General features: G+C 74.4%; 17 protein-coding genes. 10 read left to right on the top strand and 7 right to left on the bottom strand.

Going from position 1 to position 18,064, the window contains the following annotated elements; genetic code table 11:
- Nucleotides 1–69: 69 nt before the first annotated feature.
- Nucleotides 70–768, top strand: a complete 699-nt coding sequence (locus tag ABD644_RS00515; protein ID WP_344686521.1) for a ComF family protein — start codon at nt 70–72, stop codon at nt 766–768.
- A gap of 140 nt (nt 769–908) precedes the next feature.
- Nucleotides 909–1,595, top strand: a complete 687-nt coding sequence (hpf, locus tag ABD644_RS00510) for a ribosome hibernation-promoting factor, HPF/YfiA family (protein WP_344686520.1) — start codon at nt 909–911, stop codon at nt 1,593–1,595.
- Between the two features lie 47 nt (nt 1,596–1,642).
- Here hpf and ABD644_RS00505 read toward each other — a convergent pair whose 3' ends face one another.
- Together ABD644_RS00505 and ABD644_RS00500 are read right to left on the bottom strand one after the other, a co-directional pair.
- The gene (locus ABD644_RS00505) at nt 1,643–2,197 is read right to left on the bottom strand and encodes a GNAT family N-acetyltransferase (RefSeq protein ID WP_344686519.1); all 555 of its coding nucleotides are present in this window, start codon (nt 2,195–2,197) and stop codon (nt 1,643–1,645) included.
- 69 nt (nt 2,198–2,266) lie between these two features.
- The gene (locus ABD644_RS00500; protein WP_344686518.1) at nt 2,267–2,659 is read right to left on the bottom strand and encodes a pyridoxamine 5'-phosphate oxidase family protein; all 393 of its coding nucleotides are present in this window, start codon (nt 2,657–2,659) and stop codon (nt 2,267–2,269) included.
- Nucleotides 2,660–2,723: 64 nt separating this feature from the next.
- Here ABD644_RS00500 and secA point away from each other — a divergent pair, with 64 nt between their 5' ends.
- Entirely contained in the window at nt 2,724–5,672 is a 2,949-nt protein-coding gene (gene secA / locus ABD644_RS00495; protein WP_344686517.1) for a preprotein translocase subunit SecA, read from the top strand.
- Between the two features lie 95 nt (nt 5,673–5,767).
- Here the strand turns inward: secA and ABD644_RS00490 are convergent, their stop codons facing one another.
- Together ABD644_RS00490 and ABD644_RS00485 are read right to left on the bottom strand one after the other, a co-directional pair.
- On the bottom strand, nt 5,768–6,316 hold the full coding sequence (locus tag ABD644_RS00490) for an Rv3235 family protein (protein WP_344686516.1): 549 nt from the start codon (nt 6,314–6,316) through the stop codon (nt 5,768–5,770).
- A 49-nt stretch (nt 6,317–6,365) separates the two neighbouring features.
- The gene (locus ABD644_RS00485; RefSeq protein ID WP_344686515.1) at nt 6,366–7,100 is read right to left on the bottom strand and encodes a LysM peptidoglycan-binding domain-containing protein; all 735 of its coding nucleotides are present in this window, start codon (nt 7,098–7,100) and stop codon (nt 6,366–6,368) included.
- A 98-nt stretch (nt 7,101–7,198) separates the two neighbouring features.
- Here ABD644_RS00485 and ABD644_RS00480 point away from each other — a divergent pair, with 98 nt between their 5' ends.
- Entirely contained in the window at nt 7,199–7,765 is a 567-nt protein-coding gene (locus ABD644_RS00480; RefSeq protein WP_344686514.1) for a hypothetical protein, read from the top strand.
- A 21-nt stretch (nt 7,766–7,786) separates the two neighbouring features.
- Here the strand turns inward: ABD644_RS00480 and ABD644_RS00475 are convergent, their stop codons facing one another.
- Nucleotides 7,787–8,038 carry a helix-turn-helix domain-containing protein gene (locus tag ABD644_RS00475; protein ID WP_344686513.1) on the bottom strand — a complete coding sequence of 84 codons (252 nt, stop codon included), beginning with the start codon at nt 8,036–8,038 and terminating at the stop codon, nt 7,787–7,789.
- 192 nt (nt 8,039–8,230) lie between these two features.
- On the opposite strand from ABD644_RS00475, the gene ABD644_RS00470 reads away from it, so the two are divergent.
- The 4 genes from ABD644_RS00470 to ABD644_RS00455 all read left to right on the top strand — a co-directional run bounded on the left by ABD644_RS00470 (nt 8,231) and on the right by ABD644_RS00455 (nt 12,248).
- Entirely contained in the window at nt 8,231–8,929 is a 699-nt protein-coding gene (locus tag ABD644_RS00470; protein WP_344686512.1) for an SAF domain-containing protein, read from the top strand.
- Nucleotides 8,929–10,221 (top strand): CpaE/TadZ family protein, encoded by a 1,293-nt coding sequence (locus ABD644_RS00465; RefSeq protein ID WP_344686511.1) that lies wholly within the window; start codon nt 8,929–8,931, stop codon nt 10,219–10,221. The genes ABD644_RS00470 and ABD644_RS00465 overlap by 1 nt, the downstream gene beginning before the upstream one ends.
- A gap of 62 nt (nt 10,222–10,283) precedes the next feature.
- Complete coding sequence (locus tag ABD644_RS00460; protein WP_344686510.1) at nt 10,284–11,663, top strand: WS/DGAT/MGAT family O-acyltransferase; 1,380 nt, start codon at nt 10,284–10,286, stop codon at nt 11,661–11,663.
- A gap of 72 nt (nt 11,664–11,735) precedes the next feature.
- A complete protein-coding gene (locus tag ABD644_RS00455; RefSeq protein WP_344686509.1) occupies nt 11,736–12,248 on the top strand; it encodes a DUF6912 family protein in 513 nt (170 codons plus the stop codon).
- A gap of 5 nt (nt 12,249–12,253) precedes the next feature.
- On the opposite strand, the gene ABD644_RS00450 is transcribed toward ABD644_RS00455, so the two are convergent.
- A complete protein-coding gene (locus tag ABD644_RS00450) occupies nt 12,254–16,432 on the bottom strand; it encodes a type VII secretion EssC family protein (RefSeq protein WP_344686508.1) in 4,179 nt (1,392 codons plus the stop codon).
- Nucleotides 16,433–16,585: 153 nt separating this feature from the next.
- Between ABD644_RS00450 and ABD644_RS00445 the strand changes: the two genes are divergently transcribed.
- Together ABD644_RS00445 and ABD644_RS00440 are read left to right on the top strand one after the other, a co-directional pair.
- Nucleotides 16,586–16,879, top strand: coding sequence for a WXG100 family type VII secretion target (locus ABD644_RS00445; protein ID WP_344686507.1), 294 nt, complete (start codon nt 16,586–16,588; stop codon nt 16,877–16,879).
- 180 nt (nt 16,880–17,059) lie between these two features.
- Nucleotides 17,060–17,566, top strand: a complete 507-nt coding sequence (locus ABD644_RS00440; RefSeq protein ID WP_344686506.1) for a MaoC family dehydratase — start codon at nt 17,060–17,062, stop codon at nt 17,564–17,566.
- Between the two features lie 30 nt (nt 17,567–17,596).
- Here ABD644_RS00440 and ABD644_RS00435 read toward each other — a convergent pair whose 3' ends face one another.
- Nucleotides 17,597–18,043, bottom strand: a complete 447-nt coding sequence (locus ABD644_RS00435; RefSeq protein ID WP_344686505.1) for an NUDIX hydrolase — start codon at nt 18,041–18,043, stop codon at nt 17,597–17,599.
- Nucleotides 18,044–18,064: the final 21 nt, after the last annotated feature.

The following is an 18,064-nucleotide window of genomic DNA, read 5'->3' as shown; positions in this document are numbered from 1 at the left end:
GGGGACCCCGTCGTCCCCAGCCCTCGTGAGCTCGGGTCGGGCCCCGGGACGCGGCCATAGGCTGGCCGGGTGGACGGCGGGTGGCTAGGTGCTCTCGCCGACCTGCTGATGCCGCGCACGTGTGCCGGCTGCGGGCTCCCCGGATCGGTCCTCTGCGCGCGCTGCGCCGCGCTGCTGGCGCAGCCGCGACCGGCCTCGCCGCGGCGGTTCCCCGACGGGTTCCCGCCCGCCGCGGCCGCGGGCGCCTATGCCGGTCCGGTGCGCCCGGCGCTGATCGCGTTCAAGGAGCGCGGCCGGGCCGAACTGGCCGCGCCGCTCGGCGCTGCGCTGGCGCTCGCCGTGGCCGCCGTCGTCACCGCCGCCGGCCCCGGCCTGGCCCGGCCGGTGCTGCTGGTGCCGGTGCCGAGCACGCCGGCGGCGGTGCGGGTCCGGGGGCGCGACCACGTGCGGGAACTGGCCCGCCGCGCCGAGGCCGAGCTCCGGGCGGCGGGGCTGGACGCGCGGACGACGAGGCTGTTGCGGCGGCGCGGCCGGGTGCGCGACTCGGCGGAGCTGTCGGCGGCCGCGCGCCGGGCCAACCTGGCCGGCAGCTTCGTCGTCGACATCCGTCGCGCCGGGGTGCCGCGGGGCGCGCTGCTGGTGGTCGTCGACGACGTCGTCACCAGTGGCGCCACCCTCACCGAGGCAGCGGGGGCGCTGACGCGGGTCGTCGAGGGCCCCGAGCCGGTGCTCGCGGCGGTCGTCGCTGCGACCCCGAAACGGCCGTAATTCCTGCTACCGGGCGTCACCTGCACGTTGTCCGGCGACACGCCTGGGGACGTCCGGTCGGGCTGCCGGGCCGACTGTCGGACGCGAGCACGAGGGACTAGCGTCGAAGCGACCTACAACCCGTCAAACCGGGAGGTCTCATGGAGATCGTGGTCCGCGGTCGCAACGTCGAAGTTCCCGAGCACTACCGTCAGCACGTCGAGGACAAGATCGGTCAGGTCGACCGGTTCGACGGCAAGCTCAAGATCCTGCGGGTGGACGTGGAGCTCTTCCACGAGAAGAACCCGCGCCAGTCCGCCCACTGCCAGCGCGTCGAGATCACGCTGCGCGGCAAGGGCCCGGTCGTGCGGGCCGAGGCCGACGGGGCCGACTTCTACGAGGCGCTCGACCTGGCCACCGGCAAGTTGGAGAACCGGCTCCGCCGGGCAGCCGACCGCCGACGAGTGCACCACGGCCGGCGCACGCCGCAGAGCGTCCGGATGGCCGAGAACTCCGCCGAGCTCGGCGTCGAGGGCGCCCTGGATCTCGACCGCAAGCTCGCCGAGGGTCCGCACGTGACCGACCTCGACGAGCACCTGCCCGGGCGGGTCGTGCGCGAGAAGCAGCACCCGGCCACCCCGATGACCGTCGACCAGGCCCTCCACGAGATGGAGCTGGTCGGCCACGACTTCTATCTCTTCCAGTGCGCCGATACCGGCCAGCCGACGGTCGTCTACCGCCGGCACGCCTACGACTACGGGCTCATCCGGTTGACCGATGTGCCGCTCAACGGCGACGCCGCGCACGCGCCCAAGCACGCGGCCGAGGCCGTACCGGCGACGTCCTGACCTGACGAGGGGCCGGGGGCGCGGCACCGCCGCGTCCCCGGCCTCCGTCATCCGCCGGCCAGCCGGCCGAAGAGCACGGCGTCGCCCCGGCCGCCGTCCCGGTACTCCAGGCAGCTGCGGACGACGCCCTCCTGCGTGAACCCCGCCCGCCGTGCCACCGCCTGCGAGGCGGTGTTCTCGACGTCGGTGAACAGGTGCACCCGCGCCGCCCCCCGGTCGAGCGCCCACTGCGCCAGGCCACCGGCGGCCTCCGACGCGTAGCCCTGACGGCGGGCCCAGGGCGCGACCCAGTAGCCGACCTCCGGTCCGAGCCGGCCGGTGGTCAGCGCGTGCAGGCCGCACGACCCGACGAACTCGCCGTCGACGTCGATCGCGCAGCCGAGGTCGGTGCCCGCCGCCCGGCCGCGCGGCGCGATCCCGGTGACGAAGTCCGCGGCCGCCTCCCGCGTGTACGGCGAGGGCAGCGCCGTCAGCCAGCGCTGCAGGTCGGGGTGCTGGCAGGCGCGGTACACCGGGTCGACGTCCTCCGGGCGGTACGGGCGCAGCAGGAGGCGCTCGGTGCGCACCACCTCGGTGGTCAGGTCGATGCCGGAGAAATCCACAGGCTCATCATGGCCCCGTCCCGGGTCCCGCCCTGAGCCTGCGAAGGGTGGGGAGGACGGGGTCCTCTCTCACGCGTTGCCGAGGATCCGGTCGACCGAGATCTCGACGACCACGCGGGCCGGGTTCTCCCGCGGCTGCCGGTAGCGCCGGGCGTAGCGCTCGACGGCGTCGGCGACCGACGCCGCGTCGTCGCGCACCACCGCCGTCCCCTCGAGCGTCGTCCAGCGCCGCCCCTCGACCTGGCAGACCGCGACGCGGGCCTGGCCGGCCCGCACGTGGCGGGCCTTCGCCGACGTGCCGGAGGTGATCACCCGGGCCGTGCGGCTCGCCGCGTCGAAGGTGACCCCGACCGGGACCACGTGCGGGCTGCCGTCGGCGCGCAGGGTGGTCAGCGTCGCCAGATGGCGCTCGGTGAGGAACTCCAGCAGCCCCGCGGGGAGGTCGGTGAGGTCGTAGGCCACGTCGGCAGGCTACGGATGGGCCCGGTGACACCATCGGCCGTCGCGTGCCGCCTACGCTGGGGGCGTGGTGTTCCAGAAACTGCTCCGTGCCGGCGAGGGCAAGCTCCTCCGACGTCTCTCCAAGATCGCCGACGCGGTCGAGTCGCTCTCCGACGAGACCGCCGAGCTGACCGACGCGGAGCTGCGGGCCAAGACCGACGAGTTCAAGGAGCGGTACGAGGACGGCGAGTCGCTGGACTCACTGCTCCCCGAGGCGTTCGCCGTCGTCCGCGAGGCGGCCACCCGCACCCTGGGGCAGCGGCACTACCGCGTGCAGATCATGGGCGGCGCCGCCTTGCACCTGGGCAACGTGGCGGAGATGAAGACCGGTGAGGGCAAGACCCTGACCGGGGTCCTCCCGGCCTACCTCAACGCGCTCGCCGGCAACGGCGTGCACGTGGTCACCACCAACGACTACCTCGCCTCGCGCGACGCCGAGTGGATGGGCCGGGTGCACCGGTTCCTCGGGCTGACCGTGGGCACGATCGTGTCGGGTCAGGCGCCGCCGGTGCGCCGCGAGCAGTACCTCTGCGACATCACGCACGGCACGAACAACGAGTTCGGCTTCGACTACCTGCGCGACAACATGGCGTGGAGCAAGGCCGACCTGGTCCAGCGGGGCCACTTCTACGCGATCGTCGACGAGGTCGACTCGATCCTCATCGACGAGGCCCGCACCCCGCTGATCATCAGCGGGCCCGCCGAGCAGAGCGCCAAGTGGTACGGCGAGTTCGCCCGGATCGCGCCGCTGCTGAAGAAGGACGTCCACTACGAGGTGGAGGAGGCCAAGCGCACGGTCGCCATCACCGAGGAGGGCGTGGAGTTCGTCGAGGACCAGCTCGGCATCGACAACCTCTACGAGGCGGTCAACACCCCGCTCATCGGCTACCTCAACAACGCGCTGAAGGCCAAGGAGCTCTTCCACCGCGACCAGCAGTACATCGTCAGCAACGGCGAGGTGCTCATCGTCGACGAGTTCACCGGCCGCGTGCTGGCCGGGCGCCGCTACAACGAGGGCATGCACCAGGCCATCGAGGCCAAGGAGAAGGTGAAGATCAAGGACGAGAACCAGACGCTCGCCACGATCACCCTCCAGAACTACTTCCGGCTCTACGAGAAGCTCGCCGGCATGACCGGTACGGCCTCCACCGAGGCCGCCGAGCTGCACCAGACCTACAAGCTGGGCGTCGTCCCGATCCCCACGAACAAGCCGATGGTCCGCAAGGACCAGTCCGACGTCATCTACAAGACGGAGAAGGCCAAGTTCGACGCGGTCGTCGACGACATCGCCGAGCGCCACGAGGCCGGCCAGCCGGTGCTGATCGGCACGGCGAGCGTCGAGAAGTCCGAGCTGCTCGCGAAGTTCCTGCTCCGGCGCGGCATCCCGCACGAGGTGCTGAACGCGAAGAACCACGCGCGCGAGGCGCACATCGTCGCCCAGGCCGGTCGGCTGGGCGGCGTCACGGTGTCGACCAACATGGCCGGCCGCGGCACCGACATCCAGCTCGGCGGCAACCCCGAGTTCATCGCCGACGAGGCACTGAAGGCCCGGGGACTGTCTCCGACGGAGACGCCGGAGGAGTACGAGGCCGCCTGGGACGACGCCCTCGAGGCGGCCCAGGAGCAGGTGAAGGCCGAGCACGAGGAGGTCGTCGACGCCGGCGGCCTGTACGTGCTGGGCACCGAGCGGCACGAGAGCCGGCGCATCGACAACCAGCTGCGCGGCCGGTCGGGCCGTCAGGGCGACCCGGGGGAGTCGCGGTTCTACCTCTCCCTCGGCGACGACCTGATGCGCCGGTTCAACGGGCCGATGCTCGAGGGGATGATGAACACCCTCCGGGTGCCCGACGACCAGCCGATCGAGTCGAAGATGGTCAGCCGCGCGATCCGCTCGGCGCAGACGCAGGTCGAGCAGCAGAACTTCGAGGTCCGCAAGGACGTCCTCAAGTACGACGAGGTGCTCAACCGCCAGCGCACCGTCATCTACGACGAGCGGCGCAAGGTGCTCGAGGGCGCCGACCTGCACGTGCAGATCCAGTCGATGGTCGACGACGTGATCAGCGCCTACGTCGACGGCGCCACCGAGACCGGTTACGCCGAGGACTGGGACCTCGAGCAGCTCTGGACCGGCCTGAAGGCCCTCTACCCGGTCGGGATCACCGTCAAGGAGCTCCTCCAGAAGGAGGCCGACGGCGACCAGTCGGCGCTGTCGGCCGAGAGCCTGAAGTCCGAGCTGCTCGACGACGTGCACCGCGCCTACGAGGAGCGCGAGACCAAGCTCGGCTCGGAGGTCATGCGCGAGCTCGAGCGGCGGGTGCTGCTGTCGGTCATGGACCGCAAGTGGCGCGAGCACCTCTACGAGATGGACTACCTGCGGGCCGGCATCCACTTGCGCGCGATGGCCAACCGTGACCCGGTCGTGGAGTACCAGCGCGAGGGCTACGACATGTTCATGGCCATGCTCGACGGCATCAAGGAGGAGTCCGTCGGCTTCCTGTTCAACCTCGAGGTGAAGACCAAGGAGGAGCAGGAGGCCGAGGCCAAGGCCAAGCAGGACGAGGCCGAGGCGGCGGCTCTCGCGGCCGCCCAGGCCGGGACGGCGAAGGTGCTGGCCCGCAGGGCGGCGGAGGAGAAGGCGAAGGCTGCCGCGGCGGGTGACGGCGCGAGGACGGCGCCGAAGCAGGCGTCGGCCCGGAAGTCGGCACCTGCCGCTGCCGCGCCGGTCGCGGAGCCCGCGACGCCGTCGGGCACGGGGCCGCAGCTCGCGGTCAAGGGCCTCGACGCGCCGAAGACCTCGCCGGACCAGCTCAGCTACTCGGCTCCGACGCTCGACGCCTCCCCGAAGGAGAGCGGCACGGCCAAGGCGGCGAAGTCGGCCACGGTGACGGGCACCAAGGAGACACCGCGCAACGCGCCCTGCCCCTGCGGTTCGGGCAAGAAGTACAAGCAGTGCCACGGGGCGCCGGGCCGCTGACGCCGCTCGACTACCGCTTCGGGGGTGTTCCTCCCGCACCAGGGGTTCTGCAGAACCCCGGGGGCGCGAGGAACGCCCCCGAGCCGGTTCCGCCCTCAGCCGATCTGTAGCGCGGTGCACCGCCAGCGCCCGTCGATGCCTTCGAGGCGAGCGGCGACCGCGTGCGCGCGACCGGCCCGCCGTGCCACCGCGCTGACCTCGGCGACCCCGTCCACCGGCTCGCAGACGTGGACGTGCCCGACGAACAGCGGCGAGGCGCCCTCGGCGCACCACTGAGGACGACGTCCTCCGGCCAGCGCGGCGAAGACGCCCGGCGAGGTCAGCGGCTGCACCTGGGCGAGTGGTCGGCGCCCCGCGAGCGTCTCCAGGGTGAGCGTGATGAGCCGCCGTCCGGCCGCGCCGGGGTCGGGCAGATCGCTGCGCGAGGACAGCGTCGGGCCGAACTCGGCCGCGTCGGGGTCCTGCTGGGTCATCACCCGGGGCCGGGGACCGGGCCGGTGCATCCGGCGGGGGACGGGGACCCCCGGGAGGACGAGGCGGAGCGGCCGGGGTTCCACGAGCGGCGGCTGCGGCGTGCGGACGACGACCAGCCGCAGCGCCGGGCGCGCGGCTGTCGTGACCTCCGGGTGGGGGCTGGCGGTCATTCGGACTCCTCGGGGTGGGCAGGGGGGTGGATCGGGGCGGTCCGCCGGCTCACGGCGTCGCCGGGGGCCGGAGAGCCTGGCCGGGCAGGATCAGGTCGGGCTCGGGGCCGATGACGTCGGCATTGGCCGACCACCAGGCGTGCACGGCGGCGGCGACGTCGGCGGTCGCGGGTTCGGGTCCCGATCGCCGCAGTGCGTCCTCCGCGATGTCCCAGAGGCAGTCACCGGCGACCACGACGTGCGCACCGGGTGTCTCGCCGCCGGGCCGGTCGGGGACCGCGGTGCCATCGGCCGAGGGCCAGTCGGGGACCGCGGTGCCATCGGCCGAGGGCCAGTCGGGGACCGCGGTGCCGTCGGCAGACGGCCAGTCCGGGACCGCGAGCCGACTGGCAGCTGCCGGGCCGGGGTTCGGGCCGGTTGGCGTGCCGGCGAGGGCGGGGGCCGCGACGCCCAGGCCGAGACCCAGTCCGAGTGCCAGGGCGGCGCCGCGGCGGGCACCGGCGGGCAGGACGGCACGGAGGAGCAGCCGCGCCGCAGCCCCCGCCAGCCCCGGAGCGGCTGAGGCCGCGGTGAGCGCAAGGCCCAGTGCGCCCCATGCCCAGACGCACCAGGCGGCCAGGCCGGCCGCTGACAGCAGCAGCGCATCGGCTCCGGCGGTGTCGACGGTGCGCTGGGGAGTGCTCAGCGCGGCAGCGATCTCACCCGGGGCCGGCGTGACCCCGCTCAGGAGCAGGGCGACGGCGGCCATCCCGGCGCTGGTGAGCGCGAGTCGACGAACGGACATGACCCCTCCTCTGCGATGACGGATGCAGATGAAAGCAAGCAAATGCATCCAAACGCAAGTCAACGAGTGCATCTAGGCTGCTGGCAGGAGGTGGTCACGTGCGGTGGCAGCAGTTGTTCGCCGACCTGCAGGCGCAGTTCGAGGAGGAGGAGAGCGGGGCCGAGCGCGCCGAGGTGGCCTCTCGGGCGCGTGCCGAGATCGGGGGCCTCCGGCTGGCCGACCGCCTGCGCGGTGCGACCGGGACGCCGCTGTCGCTGCACTGCGGCGGGGCCGGTCGTGTGAGCGGCGTCCTGCTCGACGTCGGGACGGACTGGCTGCTGCTCGAGGACGATCTCGGCCGCGAGGTGCTCCTGGCCACGGCGGCGGTGCGATCAGTGGCAGGCCTCGGCCGGCGGACCGTGACCGCCGAGGACGCCGGGCCGGTGCGGGCTCGGCTGGACCTACGCCGGGCGCTGCGAGGCCTGGCCCGCGACCGGGCCGTCGTGCAGGTCGTGCTCGACGACGGCGTCGCCCTCTCGGGCACGGTGGACCGCGTGGGTGCGGACTACGTCGAGCTGGCCGAGCACGCGGTCGACACCCCGCGGCGGGCGGAAGCGGTCCAGGGCGTGCGGGCCGTGGTCATCGCAGCGGTGGCGATCGTCCGCACCGTGACGCCGGGGATCTGAGCCCCGCCGGCTGACCGTCGTTCAGGCCGGGGCGTCGGCCTCGTCGGTCTCCGGAGCGACCGCCGGTTCGGCAGGCAGCGTTCCGGCCCGCGCCTCGGCGTACTTCTGCTGGATGAAGCGTTCGAGCTCGTCGACCTCGACGCGCCACTGACCGCGGCCGCCGATCTGGATCGCGATCAGCTCCTTGCGCCGGACGAGCGCGTACGCCTGCGACCACGAGACGTTGAGGATCTCCGCGACGTCGTCGAGGGTCAGGAAGCGGGGCGTGGGCATCGGGTCGTCTCCGTCCTCTCGGGGTCAGTCTGGCAGCCCGGTCGGTGGAACGTGGCAACTGTCCACACCCGAACGTGTGGACGGCGAGTGCGAGCGACTGCGTTCATGACGCATCATCTGCATCCGATCGCCGTCAACGAGCGGCAACAGGACGCGACCGAGAGGTCGTCGCCGGACCAGAGAAGGAGCGCCGTGACCGCCGTCCGCACTCCCGTTGCGCCGACGCCGGCCGAGACGACGGCGGGACCTGTGCCGCGCCGGGTGCGGCCGCCGCGCTGGCTCGACCTCCGGCTCGTGCTCGGCGTGCTGCTGGTCCTCGGTTCGGTCCTGCTCGGCGCCCGCGTCGTGAGCGCGGCCGACGCCACCGTGCCGGTGTGGGCGGTCGCCGAGGACCTCGCTGCCGGTACGGAACTGGCGGCCGGCGACCTCGTCGCCGTCGACGTCCGCCTCGACAGCACGGCCGACGCCTACCTGTCGACCAGCACGCGGCCCGAAGGGCGGACGCTCGCACGCGCCGTGCGGGCCGGCGAGTTGCTGCCGCGCTCGGTGCTCGAGGAGCCGGCCGAACTGGTCCAGGTGGCGCTGCCGGTCCAGGCCGGCTACGTGCCACCGAGTCTCGAGCGGGGTCAGCTCGTCGACGTGTACGCGCTCGCGGATCCCGCCGCGGGCGCCTCCGCGGACGCCGACGGCAGCGTCACCCTCGTCGTGGAGGACGCGCCGGTGCAGGCGCTGTCGGGGCGCAGCGACGGGGTGCTCTCGACGCCCACCACGACGGTGCAGGTCGTCGTCGCCGTGCCCGCCGGGGAGGCCGACGAGGTGCTGGCGTCGATCGGCGGACGGCCGTTGGTGGTCGTCGTCCACGAGTCGGTGGACCAGGACCCGGCCGGCTGATGGCTCTGCAGGTGTTCACGGCCGTCACCGGTGCGGCGTGGGAGTCGGAGCTCGTGGGGGCGCTCGACCGTGCCGATCACGGCGTCACCGTCGTCCGTCGCTGTGTCGACGTCGCCGAGCTGCTGGCCGCCGCCGCCACGGGCACGGGGCAGGCGGCGCTGCTGTCGGCCGAGCTGCGCCGGCTCGACGTCGACGCCGTGGCCCGGCTCGACGCCGCCGGGGTGGCCGTGGTCGGGCTGGTGGAACCGGGCGACGAGCGTGCCGCCGGGCGGCTGCGCCAGTTGGGCGTGCACATCGTCCTGCCGGCCGACGCCGAACCGGAGGTGATCGCTCGGGCGCTCCGGGACGCCGTGGCAGGGGGCGCGAGCCGCACCCGTGACGTGGCCGACCCGGCGGCGGCCCTGCCGCGGCTGGGCGTGCCGGCCGACCCGGTCGACCGTCCGGCCGGCCGCGGGCGGGTCGTCGCGGTGTGGGGACCGACCGGTGCGCCCGGTCGCACGACGGTCGCCGTCGGCCTGGCCGACGAAACCGCTCGGCTCGGGGTCTCGACCCTGCTGTTGGACGCCGACGTCTACGGGGGAGTCATCGCCCAGGTCCTGGGTCTGCTGGACGAGTCCCCGGGGATCGCCGGCGCCGCACGGCAGGCGTCGGCGGGCAGCCTCGACGGTGACGCCCTGGTGCGGCTGGCCTGGGCGGTGCGCCCCCAGCTGCGGGTGCTGACCGGGCTGGCGCGTGCGGACCGGTGGCCCGAGCTGCGCCCGAGGGCGGTCACGGCGGTGCTCGAGGAGGCGCGACGTCTGGCAGACGTGATCGTCGTGGACTGCTCGTTCAGTCTCGAGGACGACGAGGAGCTGTCGTTCGACACCGCCGCCCCCCGCCGGAACGGGGTCACGCTGGCCGTGCTCGAGGCCGCCGACACGGTGCTCTGCGTGACCGGTGCCGACCCCGTGGCGCTGCAGCGGAGCATTCGCGGGCTCGACGACCTGCGGGACGCGCTGCCCGACGTGGACCCCCTGGTCGTCGTCAACCAGGTGCGCCCTGGCCCGGTGCCCGGGGATCCGCGCCGGGAGATCGCGGAGGCGCTGGAGCGTTTCACCGGCCGGGAGGTGCGCTTCTTCCTGCCCGCGGACCGGCGGGCGACCGACGCCGCGTTGGCGTCCGGCCGCACCCTCGCCGAGGTGGCCGCGTCGTCGCCGTTGCGGGCGGAGCTCCGGGCGATGGCGGCGACGCTCGCCGGGGTGGCGATGCCGGCCGTGCAGCGGCGAGGCCGCCGGATGCGCAGAGCCGGCTGACCGTGGCTGTCGACGGTCCGCCGGGCCGCCGTACCGTGAGCCCCCCGCCCCGAAGGAGATCGATGGCCGAGCGGCTCAGCACTCTGGACTCGTCGTTCCTGTACCTGGAGGAGCCGGGGACGCCCATGCACGTGGGCGGGGTGCTGATCCTGGAGGCGCCGACCGGGGGCGTCGAAGCGCTCGCCGATCTGATCAAGGCGCGGCTCTCGCTGGTGCCGCGCTACCGGCAGCGGGTGGCGGAGGTGCCCGGGCATCTGGCCAATCCGGTGTGGGTCGACGACCCCGACTTCGATCTCGACTACCACGTCCGGCGCTCGGGCCTGCCACGTCCGGGCACCGAGGCGCAGCTGCTGGACCTGGTGTCCCGGCTCACGGCGCGGCCGCTCGATCGGCGGCGCCCGCTGTGGGAGGCCTACCTGATCGAGGGTCTCTCGGGTGGGCGGGTCGCGGTCGTGACGAAGACGCACCCCGCGCTGGTCGACGGGCTCAGTGCCATCGACATCGGGCAGGTGCTGCTCGACGTCGCCCCGGACGCGCCCGCGCCCGAGCCCGGGGAGTGGCGACCACGACGGGCCCCGAGCGGTCCGGAGCTGGTGCTGCAGGCGCTCGACGACTACGTGCGGCGCCCCTCGTCCATCATCGACGCGGTGCGGGGAGCCGTGAGCGACGTCCGGGCCACGGCTGCGCGGGTCAGCGGTTCGGCGGGCGGGCTGCTCCGCACGGCGCGCTCGGCGATCCTGCCCGCACCGCACAGCCCCCTGAACGCGCCGATCGGCGGACAGCGGCGCGTCGCGGTGGCCCGCGCGGAGCTCGACGAGCTCAAGGAGGTGCGCAAGCTCTACGGCGGCACCGTCAACGACGTCCTGCTCACCGTGGTCACCGGCGCGCTGAGGGAGTGGCTGCTCTCCCGCGGTGAGCCGGTGCTGGCCGGAACCTCGGTGCGCGCGCTCGTGCCGGTGTCGCTGCAGGACGACGACACGGCCGAGGGCAATCGGGTCTCGTCCTACCTGGTCGACCTGCCCGTCGGCGAACCCAACCCGCGCGTGCGTCTGACCCGGCTCAGCTACGCGATGCGCGGGGTCGCGGCGCACGGCCAGTCGGTCGGCGCGGACAGCCTCATCGCGCTCACCGGCTTCGCGCCGCCCACCCTGCATGCCCTGGGAGCCCGGGCGGCACGTGGCCTCTCGCGGCGCCTGTTCAACCTGGTCGTCACCAACGTGCCCGGCCCCCAGGTGCCGCTGTACGCGGCGGGCAGCCAGATGCTCGAGGTGTTCCCGGTGGTGCCGCTGGCCCGCGGGCAGGGCCTGGCGATCGGCATGACGAGCTACGACGGGCGCGTGTTCTTCGGGCTCAACGCCGACCTGGACACGGTCGGCGACGTCGACGTCCTGGCCGACCTGCTCGAGCAGGAGGTCGCCGAACTGGTGGAGTCGACCCGCTGACCTGACGCGGGCCGGGTGCCCGCGGGCGGGCGCGTTACCGTCGCCGTTCCATCGACGAGAGGGGTCAGCCGCGTGCGCGTCTACCTGCCTGCGACGACGACGGTGCTGCGGCGCCTGGTGGACGAGGGGCAACTGGCCGGCCCGCACACCGCCTTCGCGGTCACGCCGCAGCTGCGCCGGTTCTACGCGGTGAGCGACGCCGACGCCGACACCGAGGAACTGGAGTACGCGGCCCTGCTCGCCGCGGCGCGGGCCAGCCTGCGCCTTCTCGACGTCGACCCCACCGCTGCGCGCCGCCGAGCCGTGGTCGCGGCCGACGTCCCCGACGACTCCGTGACGCCGATGGAGGATCCCCAGGTCGAGCCCGGGGCGGTGCGGGTGACCGCGGACATCAGGATGCGGGACGTCGCGAGTGCGCACCTCGACGAGGCCGGGGCGGAGGACGACGTCCGTGCGGCCACCGCGGTGGTGCTCGAGGCCGATCTGGGCAGCGAGGACTCGCAGTTCGTCGTCGACCAGGCCGAGGGGCACGAGCTCGCCTGGTACGCCACCCAGGAGATCGGTGCCCTGCTCGACCTGCTCTGACCGCTTCACGACGGACCGTGCCCCCGATGGCGGGCGACCTGCACCCGCTCGGTCCGGCTGCCGGAGACCAGCCAGCCCGCCCCCGCCCGTGCGGGCAGCGGTGTGCGGGGGAGTCGGATGCCGAGCAGGTCGGCGTCGCCCGGGCCGGGGCACAGCAGAAGCCCCACGCGGGCCCGCCGCAGCGCGGCGATCGGACCCTGGTAGTGCGCCGAGAGCTGGGCGGCGTGCCCCGCGGCGATCAGCGCCGTCCGGCCGGGGCCGGCCGTCGCAGTCACCGCGCTCAGCGCGGCATGGTCCGTCGGCGTGGCCACGTCGTCGGCCACCAGGACCCCCGTGCCCGGCGGCAGCGCCGCCATCCAGGTGCGGACGGCGGCGGCGTCGGCCGGGTCCGCCCAGCGCTCCAGGGCATCGCCCGCGGGCCGCAGAGCCGACGGCGGGTCGCCGAGGCGGAGCACCGGGACACCGGCGGCGAGCAGATGGCGCACGAAGGCGTCGAGGGTGGCGGTGCGACCGCTCCCCGGAGGCCCCGCGACGAGGAGCCCGCCGGTGCGCGCCAGGTCGACGGTCAGGGGGGCGCCCTCGTCGCCGCCCGGCCCGATCGGGAGGAGCAGCGGCCGGTCACTGGTCGCGATCGGAGCCGACGGCAGCGGCAACACCGGATCGACCGGCAGCTCCGGGATGCGCAGCGGCGCCGGCCCGGTCCGCGGAGGGTGCGCGGCGTCGTGGGCCGGCTCTCGAGGCAGCGCGAGCTGGCACTCGAGCGCGTCCTCGCCGACCAGCGCCCGGCCGGGCGGGCGATGGCCCGGGACGGCGCGGGGTGGCACCCCGGCCACGGCGTAGTCGGCCCGGTCGGGCAGCGGCAGCACCAGGCGCTGACGGGCGAGGGCGGCCAATCGGCCGCCGGGGACCGCCCGATCGGCGGTCACGACGCAGGTCAGGCCCGCGGCGGCACCGTCCCTGAGCAGGCGGCTGAGCGTGGTCGATCCGTGCCCGGGGTCGGCGTCCTCCAGGATGGTGGTGAGTTCCTCGATCCCGTCGACGAGCAGCAGGATGCGGGGGGCAGCGCCGCCGCCGGGCCCGGCCCGGCGGGTCGCGACCTGGTCGGCCAGGCGCTCCACCAGTCGCGCCGTGCGCAGGTGGTCCGCCCCGCTGATGACGGTGCCGGTGTGCGGGAGTGCCGCTGCTTCCTCGCCCAGTGATCCTCCGCCGGTCTCGATCACGTGCACGTGCAGGTCGTCGGGGCCTGACCGCGTGACCGCCTCCCGCAGGACGGTGCGCAGCACGGTGCTCCGACCGCTGCCCGGCCCGCCGATCACCAACCAGGTGCCGCCGATCGCGAGGTCGAGTTCGAGGGCTGCCTGCGCCTGCGTGTCGGGCAGATCGACCAGGCCGAGCGGAAGGACCGCCGCCGTCGTGCCCTGTGGCAGCTCCGGCGCGGTGATCCGGTCGGGCAGCGGCGGGCACCAGGGGCGATGGGGGCGACGCGTGCCGGTCGCCGCGGTGAGCTGCTCGATCGCCGCGGTCAGGCGCGCCAGGTCGGTGGGGCCGGGCGACTCCGGCGGCGGGTCCGCCGCGGGCACGGGCCACGTCCACCGGCGCACCCGCGGACCGTCTGCCGCTGCCCGCGGAGCGGTCGCGGCGACGCGGGCGACCTGGACCGCGGTCGGCTCGGCGCTGCCCACCCGGACGTAGGCGCGGCCCGGCACGTCGATCGGCAAGTGGGCCGCCGACGGGGTTCCCAGGACGTCTCGTGAGTCGGCCTCGTCCGTGGTGCGCAGGCAGATCCGCAGCGTGCAGTTCGCCCGGATCTCAGGTGAGACCACCCCACTGGGGCGCTGCGTGGCCAGGACGAGGTGCACTCCCAGCGATCGACCCCGCTGCGCGATCGAGACCAGGCCCGGCACGAAGGAGGGAAGCTCCTCGGCCAGGGTGGCGAACTCGTCGACCACGATCACCAGCCGGGCCAGCTCGACCGCGTCGGGCAGGGCGGCGATGTCGGGGACGCGGTGGGCGGCCAGGATCGACTCCCGCCGGGCCAGCTCGGCCGTGAGCGAGCGCAGCGCACGGGCGGTGGTCTGGCCGTCGAGGTCGGTGACCACGCCGACGGTGTGCGGCAGGGCCGCCGCCTCGGCGAACGCGGCGCCGCCCTTGTAGTCCACGAGCAGGAACGAGCACCGATCGGGGGGATGGGCCAGCGCCAGACCCGCGATCAGCGTCTGCAGCAGCTCGGACTTGCCCGAGCCCGTCGTCCCCGCCACGAGGACGTGCGGGCCGGAGCGGACCAGGTCGACCGCGTAGGGACCGTCCGCCGTGCGCCCCACCGCGACCTGCAGCCGGTCACGCGAGCGGGACCACGAGCCGGTGAGGCCGTCGGCGTCGAACCCGACCCCGGCGCTCGGCAGCTCGAGCAGGCGGACCGCGCGGGGCAGGATGCCGACCGTGTCCGCCGGGGCGAGGGCCGCCAGGTCACGCGCGAAGCGCGCCGCTGTGGCGGGGGGCAGCCGGTCGACCGCCGCGACGTGCACGTCGGGCAGTCCGCTGCGGCTGAGGACGGCGGCGTCCCCGGTCTCCCCGCTGAGCCGCAACGACACGGCCAACCCCACCGGCAGCGTGTCCGCGGAGACCGCCGACGTGAGCACGGCGACCCCGGCGTCCCGAGCTTCTCGCAGCAGCGCCACGAGACGTGGATCCAGTGGCCGGTCGACGAGCACGACCGCCTGGCTCCGCGGAGGTCCCGCCGTGCGTTCCGCGGCTGACCGGCGGGCGGCCAGCAGAGCGGAGAAGCGGCGGAGCAGTTCGTCGTCCGCCTCGGGGCGCCCGTGAGCCTGGACGTGCACCGAGGTCGGTGACAGGTGCGGGAGCCATCGTGCCCACGCCCAGCGCGCGAGCCCCGCGGTATCGGCGAGCAGGATCAGCTCGACCTGGCCCGGCGGATGCAACGCCGTCAGCTGCGCGACGACCGCACGGAGCACGCCGGTGGCCACGTCCACCGGACCGATCACGGCGAGCCCCCCGTCGCGCGCGAGATCCACCACGACCGGTGCATCGGGGGCGGTCTGCCGGCGACGGGTGCCATCGCCGTCCACCCGGGTCACGCCGGTGGGTCCCGTGCCCGTGCCGAGCCGGACACCGAGGGCGCCGGAGGCACCGAGCGTCCGGCTCCACAGCACGTCGGTCCGCCGCCGTGCCGCGGCGGTGAGTGTCGCCAGGTCGGGGTGGGTGCGCTGGAGGGCGCCCACGTGCGCGCGCACGGCCTCGTCGAGACGGGTGTCGGCAGCGAGGACCTCGACGGCGTGCGACGCGGCCGTGCGGCGCCCGGTGCGCCGACCGGTCCATCGCTCGGACAGCCACGTGCCGAGGGCGACCACCGGGCTGAGCAGGGCGAAGAACAGGAAGGTCGGGGCGCTGAGCAACCAGGCCATGAGCACGCCGGCGACGGCCGGCAGTGCGATCGCGGCCCAGGCGAGCCGCCGGGACGGCGGCGGCTCCGGTGCGCGGGGGAAAGCGACCTCGACGTCGGGGATCGGCGGCTCGAGGCGGGGGGACGGTCGGAGCCGGTGCCGCCCGCCGGGACCGGCGGCGAGGCTCGCGGACGACTGGCCCGGGCCGGCGATCGTCATCGCGGTGCCACCCAGCCGCAGCACGGCGCCGACCGGCCAGGGGCGCGGCTCCGCGTCGAGTTCGACGTCGCCGAGCCGGCTGCCGTTCGTGGAGCCGAGATCGGCCACCGTGATGCGTCCGCCGCCGACCTGCACCGCGACATGACGTCGCGAGACGTCGGGATCCTCGACGACGACGGTGGCCTCGCCGCCGCGCCCCAGGACGTGCCGTCCCTGCCCGAGGGGCAGCGTCCGGCCGGCCTCCGGACCCCCGACGACGTGCAGTTCGAGGGCGCTGGAGCGGCGCGCGCGCCACGCGGGGGGTACCGGCCGGCCGAGCCCGAGGAGGGCTCCGTGCGCGAGCGCCGGCACGCTGATCGGCAGATCCTCCGGCAGCCGCACCGAGCCGTCCCAGATGCCGTCGACCGGGACACCCAACGCTCGTGCGAGGGCAGGCAGCACGGTGCCGAGCGACGCGGAGTCCGGTGCGGTGAGCTCGACGTCGACGGCGCCGTCGGCGGCGAACAGGGTCCAGCACCGCGTACCCGGCGAGGGGGCCGGCGGATCGGACGGGGTGGCGGTCACCGGGGGATCGTGACCGACGATCCGCTGGCGCGGTGCCCGCGGGCGGCGACCTGTGGACAACCTCCGTACCTGTGGACAACGCAGGGGGCGGAGCGGCCGGACGCCCTAGCGTGCGGCAGGACCGGGAGGCTCCCGGCGCCCAGAGGAGGATCCATGAAGGTCGACATCGCGACCCTGCAGTCGATGGCCGGGCAGTGCCGGTCCGAGGCGGCCGAGAGCACCGCCCGGCACGCGACGCTCTCCAGCAGCATCAACGGCTCGGTGCTCGAGGGCTGGACCGACAGCCAGGCCGCCGTCCGCTTCACCGAGCTCTACGAGCAGTGGCGGATGTCGGCCCAGGGCGTCAGTGACGCGCTGACCGGCATGGGAACGCTGCTGACCAACGTCGCCGGCTCCTACCAGCAGCACGAGGCCGACATGGCTGCACGCATCGGCGCCATGCTCTGACGACGGTCACGGGGCCGGCCGGCTGCCGCCCGGGAGGCGGTCGCCGGCGCCGTCCGTAAGATCATCCACCGTCCAGACGGGTCGCCGGCGCTCCGTGGTGGGCAGTGCGCGCCCGTCGTCCGGGGCGCGGACCGCCCGGTGCCGGCGGGTACCCGCGCGCGTCGACGTCGGGAGCAGCACATGCAGTTCGGTCGGTACTACGAGGAGTTCGAGGTCGGGGCCGTCTACAAGCACTGGCCCGGGAAGACCGTCACCGAGTACGACGACCACCTGTTCTGCCTGCTCACGATGAACCACCATCCGCTGCACATGGATGTGAACTACGCGGAGAAGACCACCGACTTCGGCAAGAACGTGGTCGTGGGCAACTACATCTACTCGCTGCTGCTCGGCATGAGCGTTCCCGACGTGTCGGGCAAGGCGATCGCCAACCTGGAGATCGAGTCGCTGCGGCACGTGGCGCCGACCTTCCACGGCGACACGATCTACGGCGAGACGACGGTCCTCGACAAGACCGAGTCGAAGTCGAAGGACGACCGCGGGATCGTCCACGTGGAGACGATCGGCTACAAGCAGGACGGCACGGTGGTCTGCATCTTCCGGCGCAAGGTCATGGTGCCCAAGCGCTCCTACGGGGAGAGCCGCGGCGGCGAGCAGCCCGGTCGTCCCGAGCCCGCACCGCGCTGAACGCGACGGGCACGTGGGCTCCGGGATATCTCAGCGGGGGAGCAGGCCCCAGCTCCGCAGGGTGTCGACCAGCCGCGGCGTGCAGTCCAGCCGGTCCAGGTCGGCGCGGTCGGCGAACCTGACGTCGGCCGCGTCGTCCCCGGCCGTCGGTGTGGCCATGGGGTCGATCAGCGTGCAGGCGAAGTCGACGACGTCGTACTGCAACTCGCCGGCCGGGACCAGCACCCGCCCGACCACCTCCCCGACCCGGACGTCCAGTCCGGTCTCCTCCCGGATCTCCCGGACGACGGCCTGCTCGGGTGTCTCCCCGGCCTCCACCCGGCCGCCGGGCAGCGTCCAGCGACCGCGGTGCGGGTCGTGGCCCCGCTGGACGAGCAGCAGCCGCCCTGCCCCGTCGTGCACGACGGCACCGACGCAGGGGACGACCTGCGGGGACGTGCCGCCGGTGGCGGCGCCGTCGTCGTGGCCGGGGACCATGCGCGGCAGGCTACGCAGCCC

Origin of the sequence: Blastococcus jejuensis, from assembly GCF_039534705.1 — a bacterium.
Lineage (GTDB): Bacteria > Actinomycetota > Actinomycetes > Mycobacteriales > Geodermatophilaceae > Blastococcus_B > Blastococcus_B jejuensis.
The sequence above is the reverse complement of the archived record's forward strand: the minus strand, read 5'-3'. Positions and strand labels throughout refer to the sequence as shown.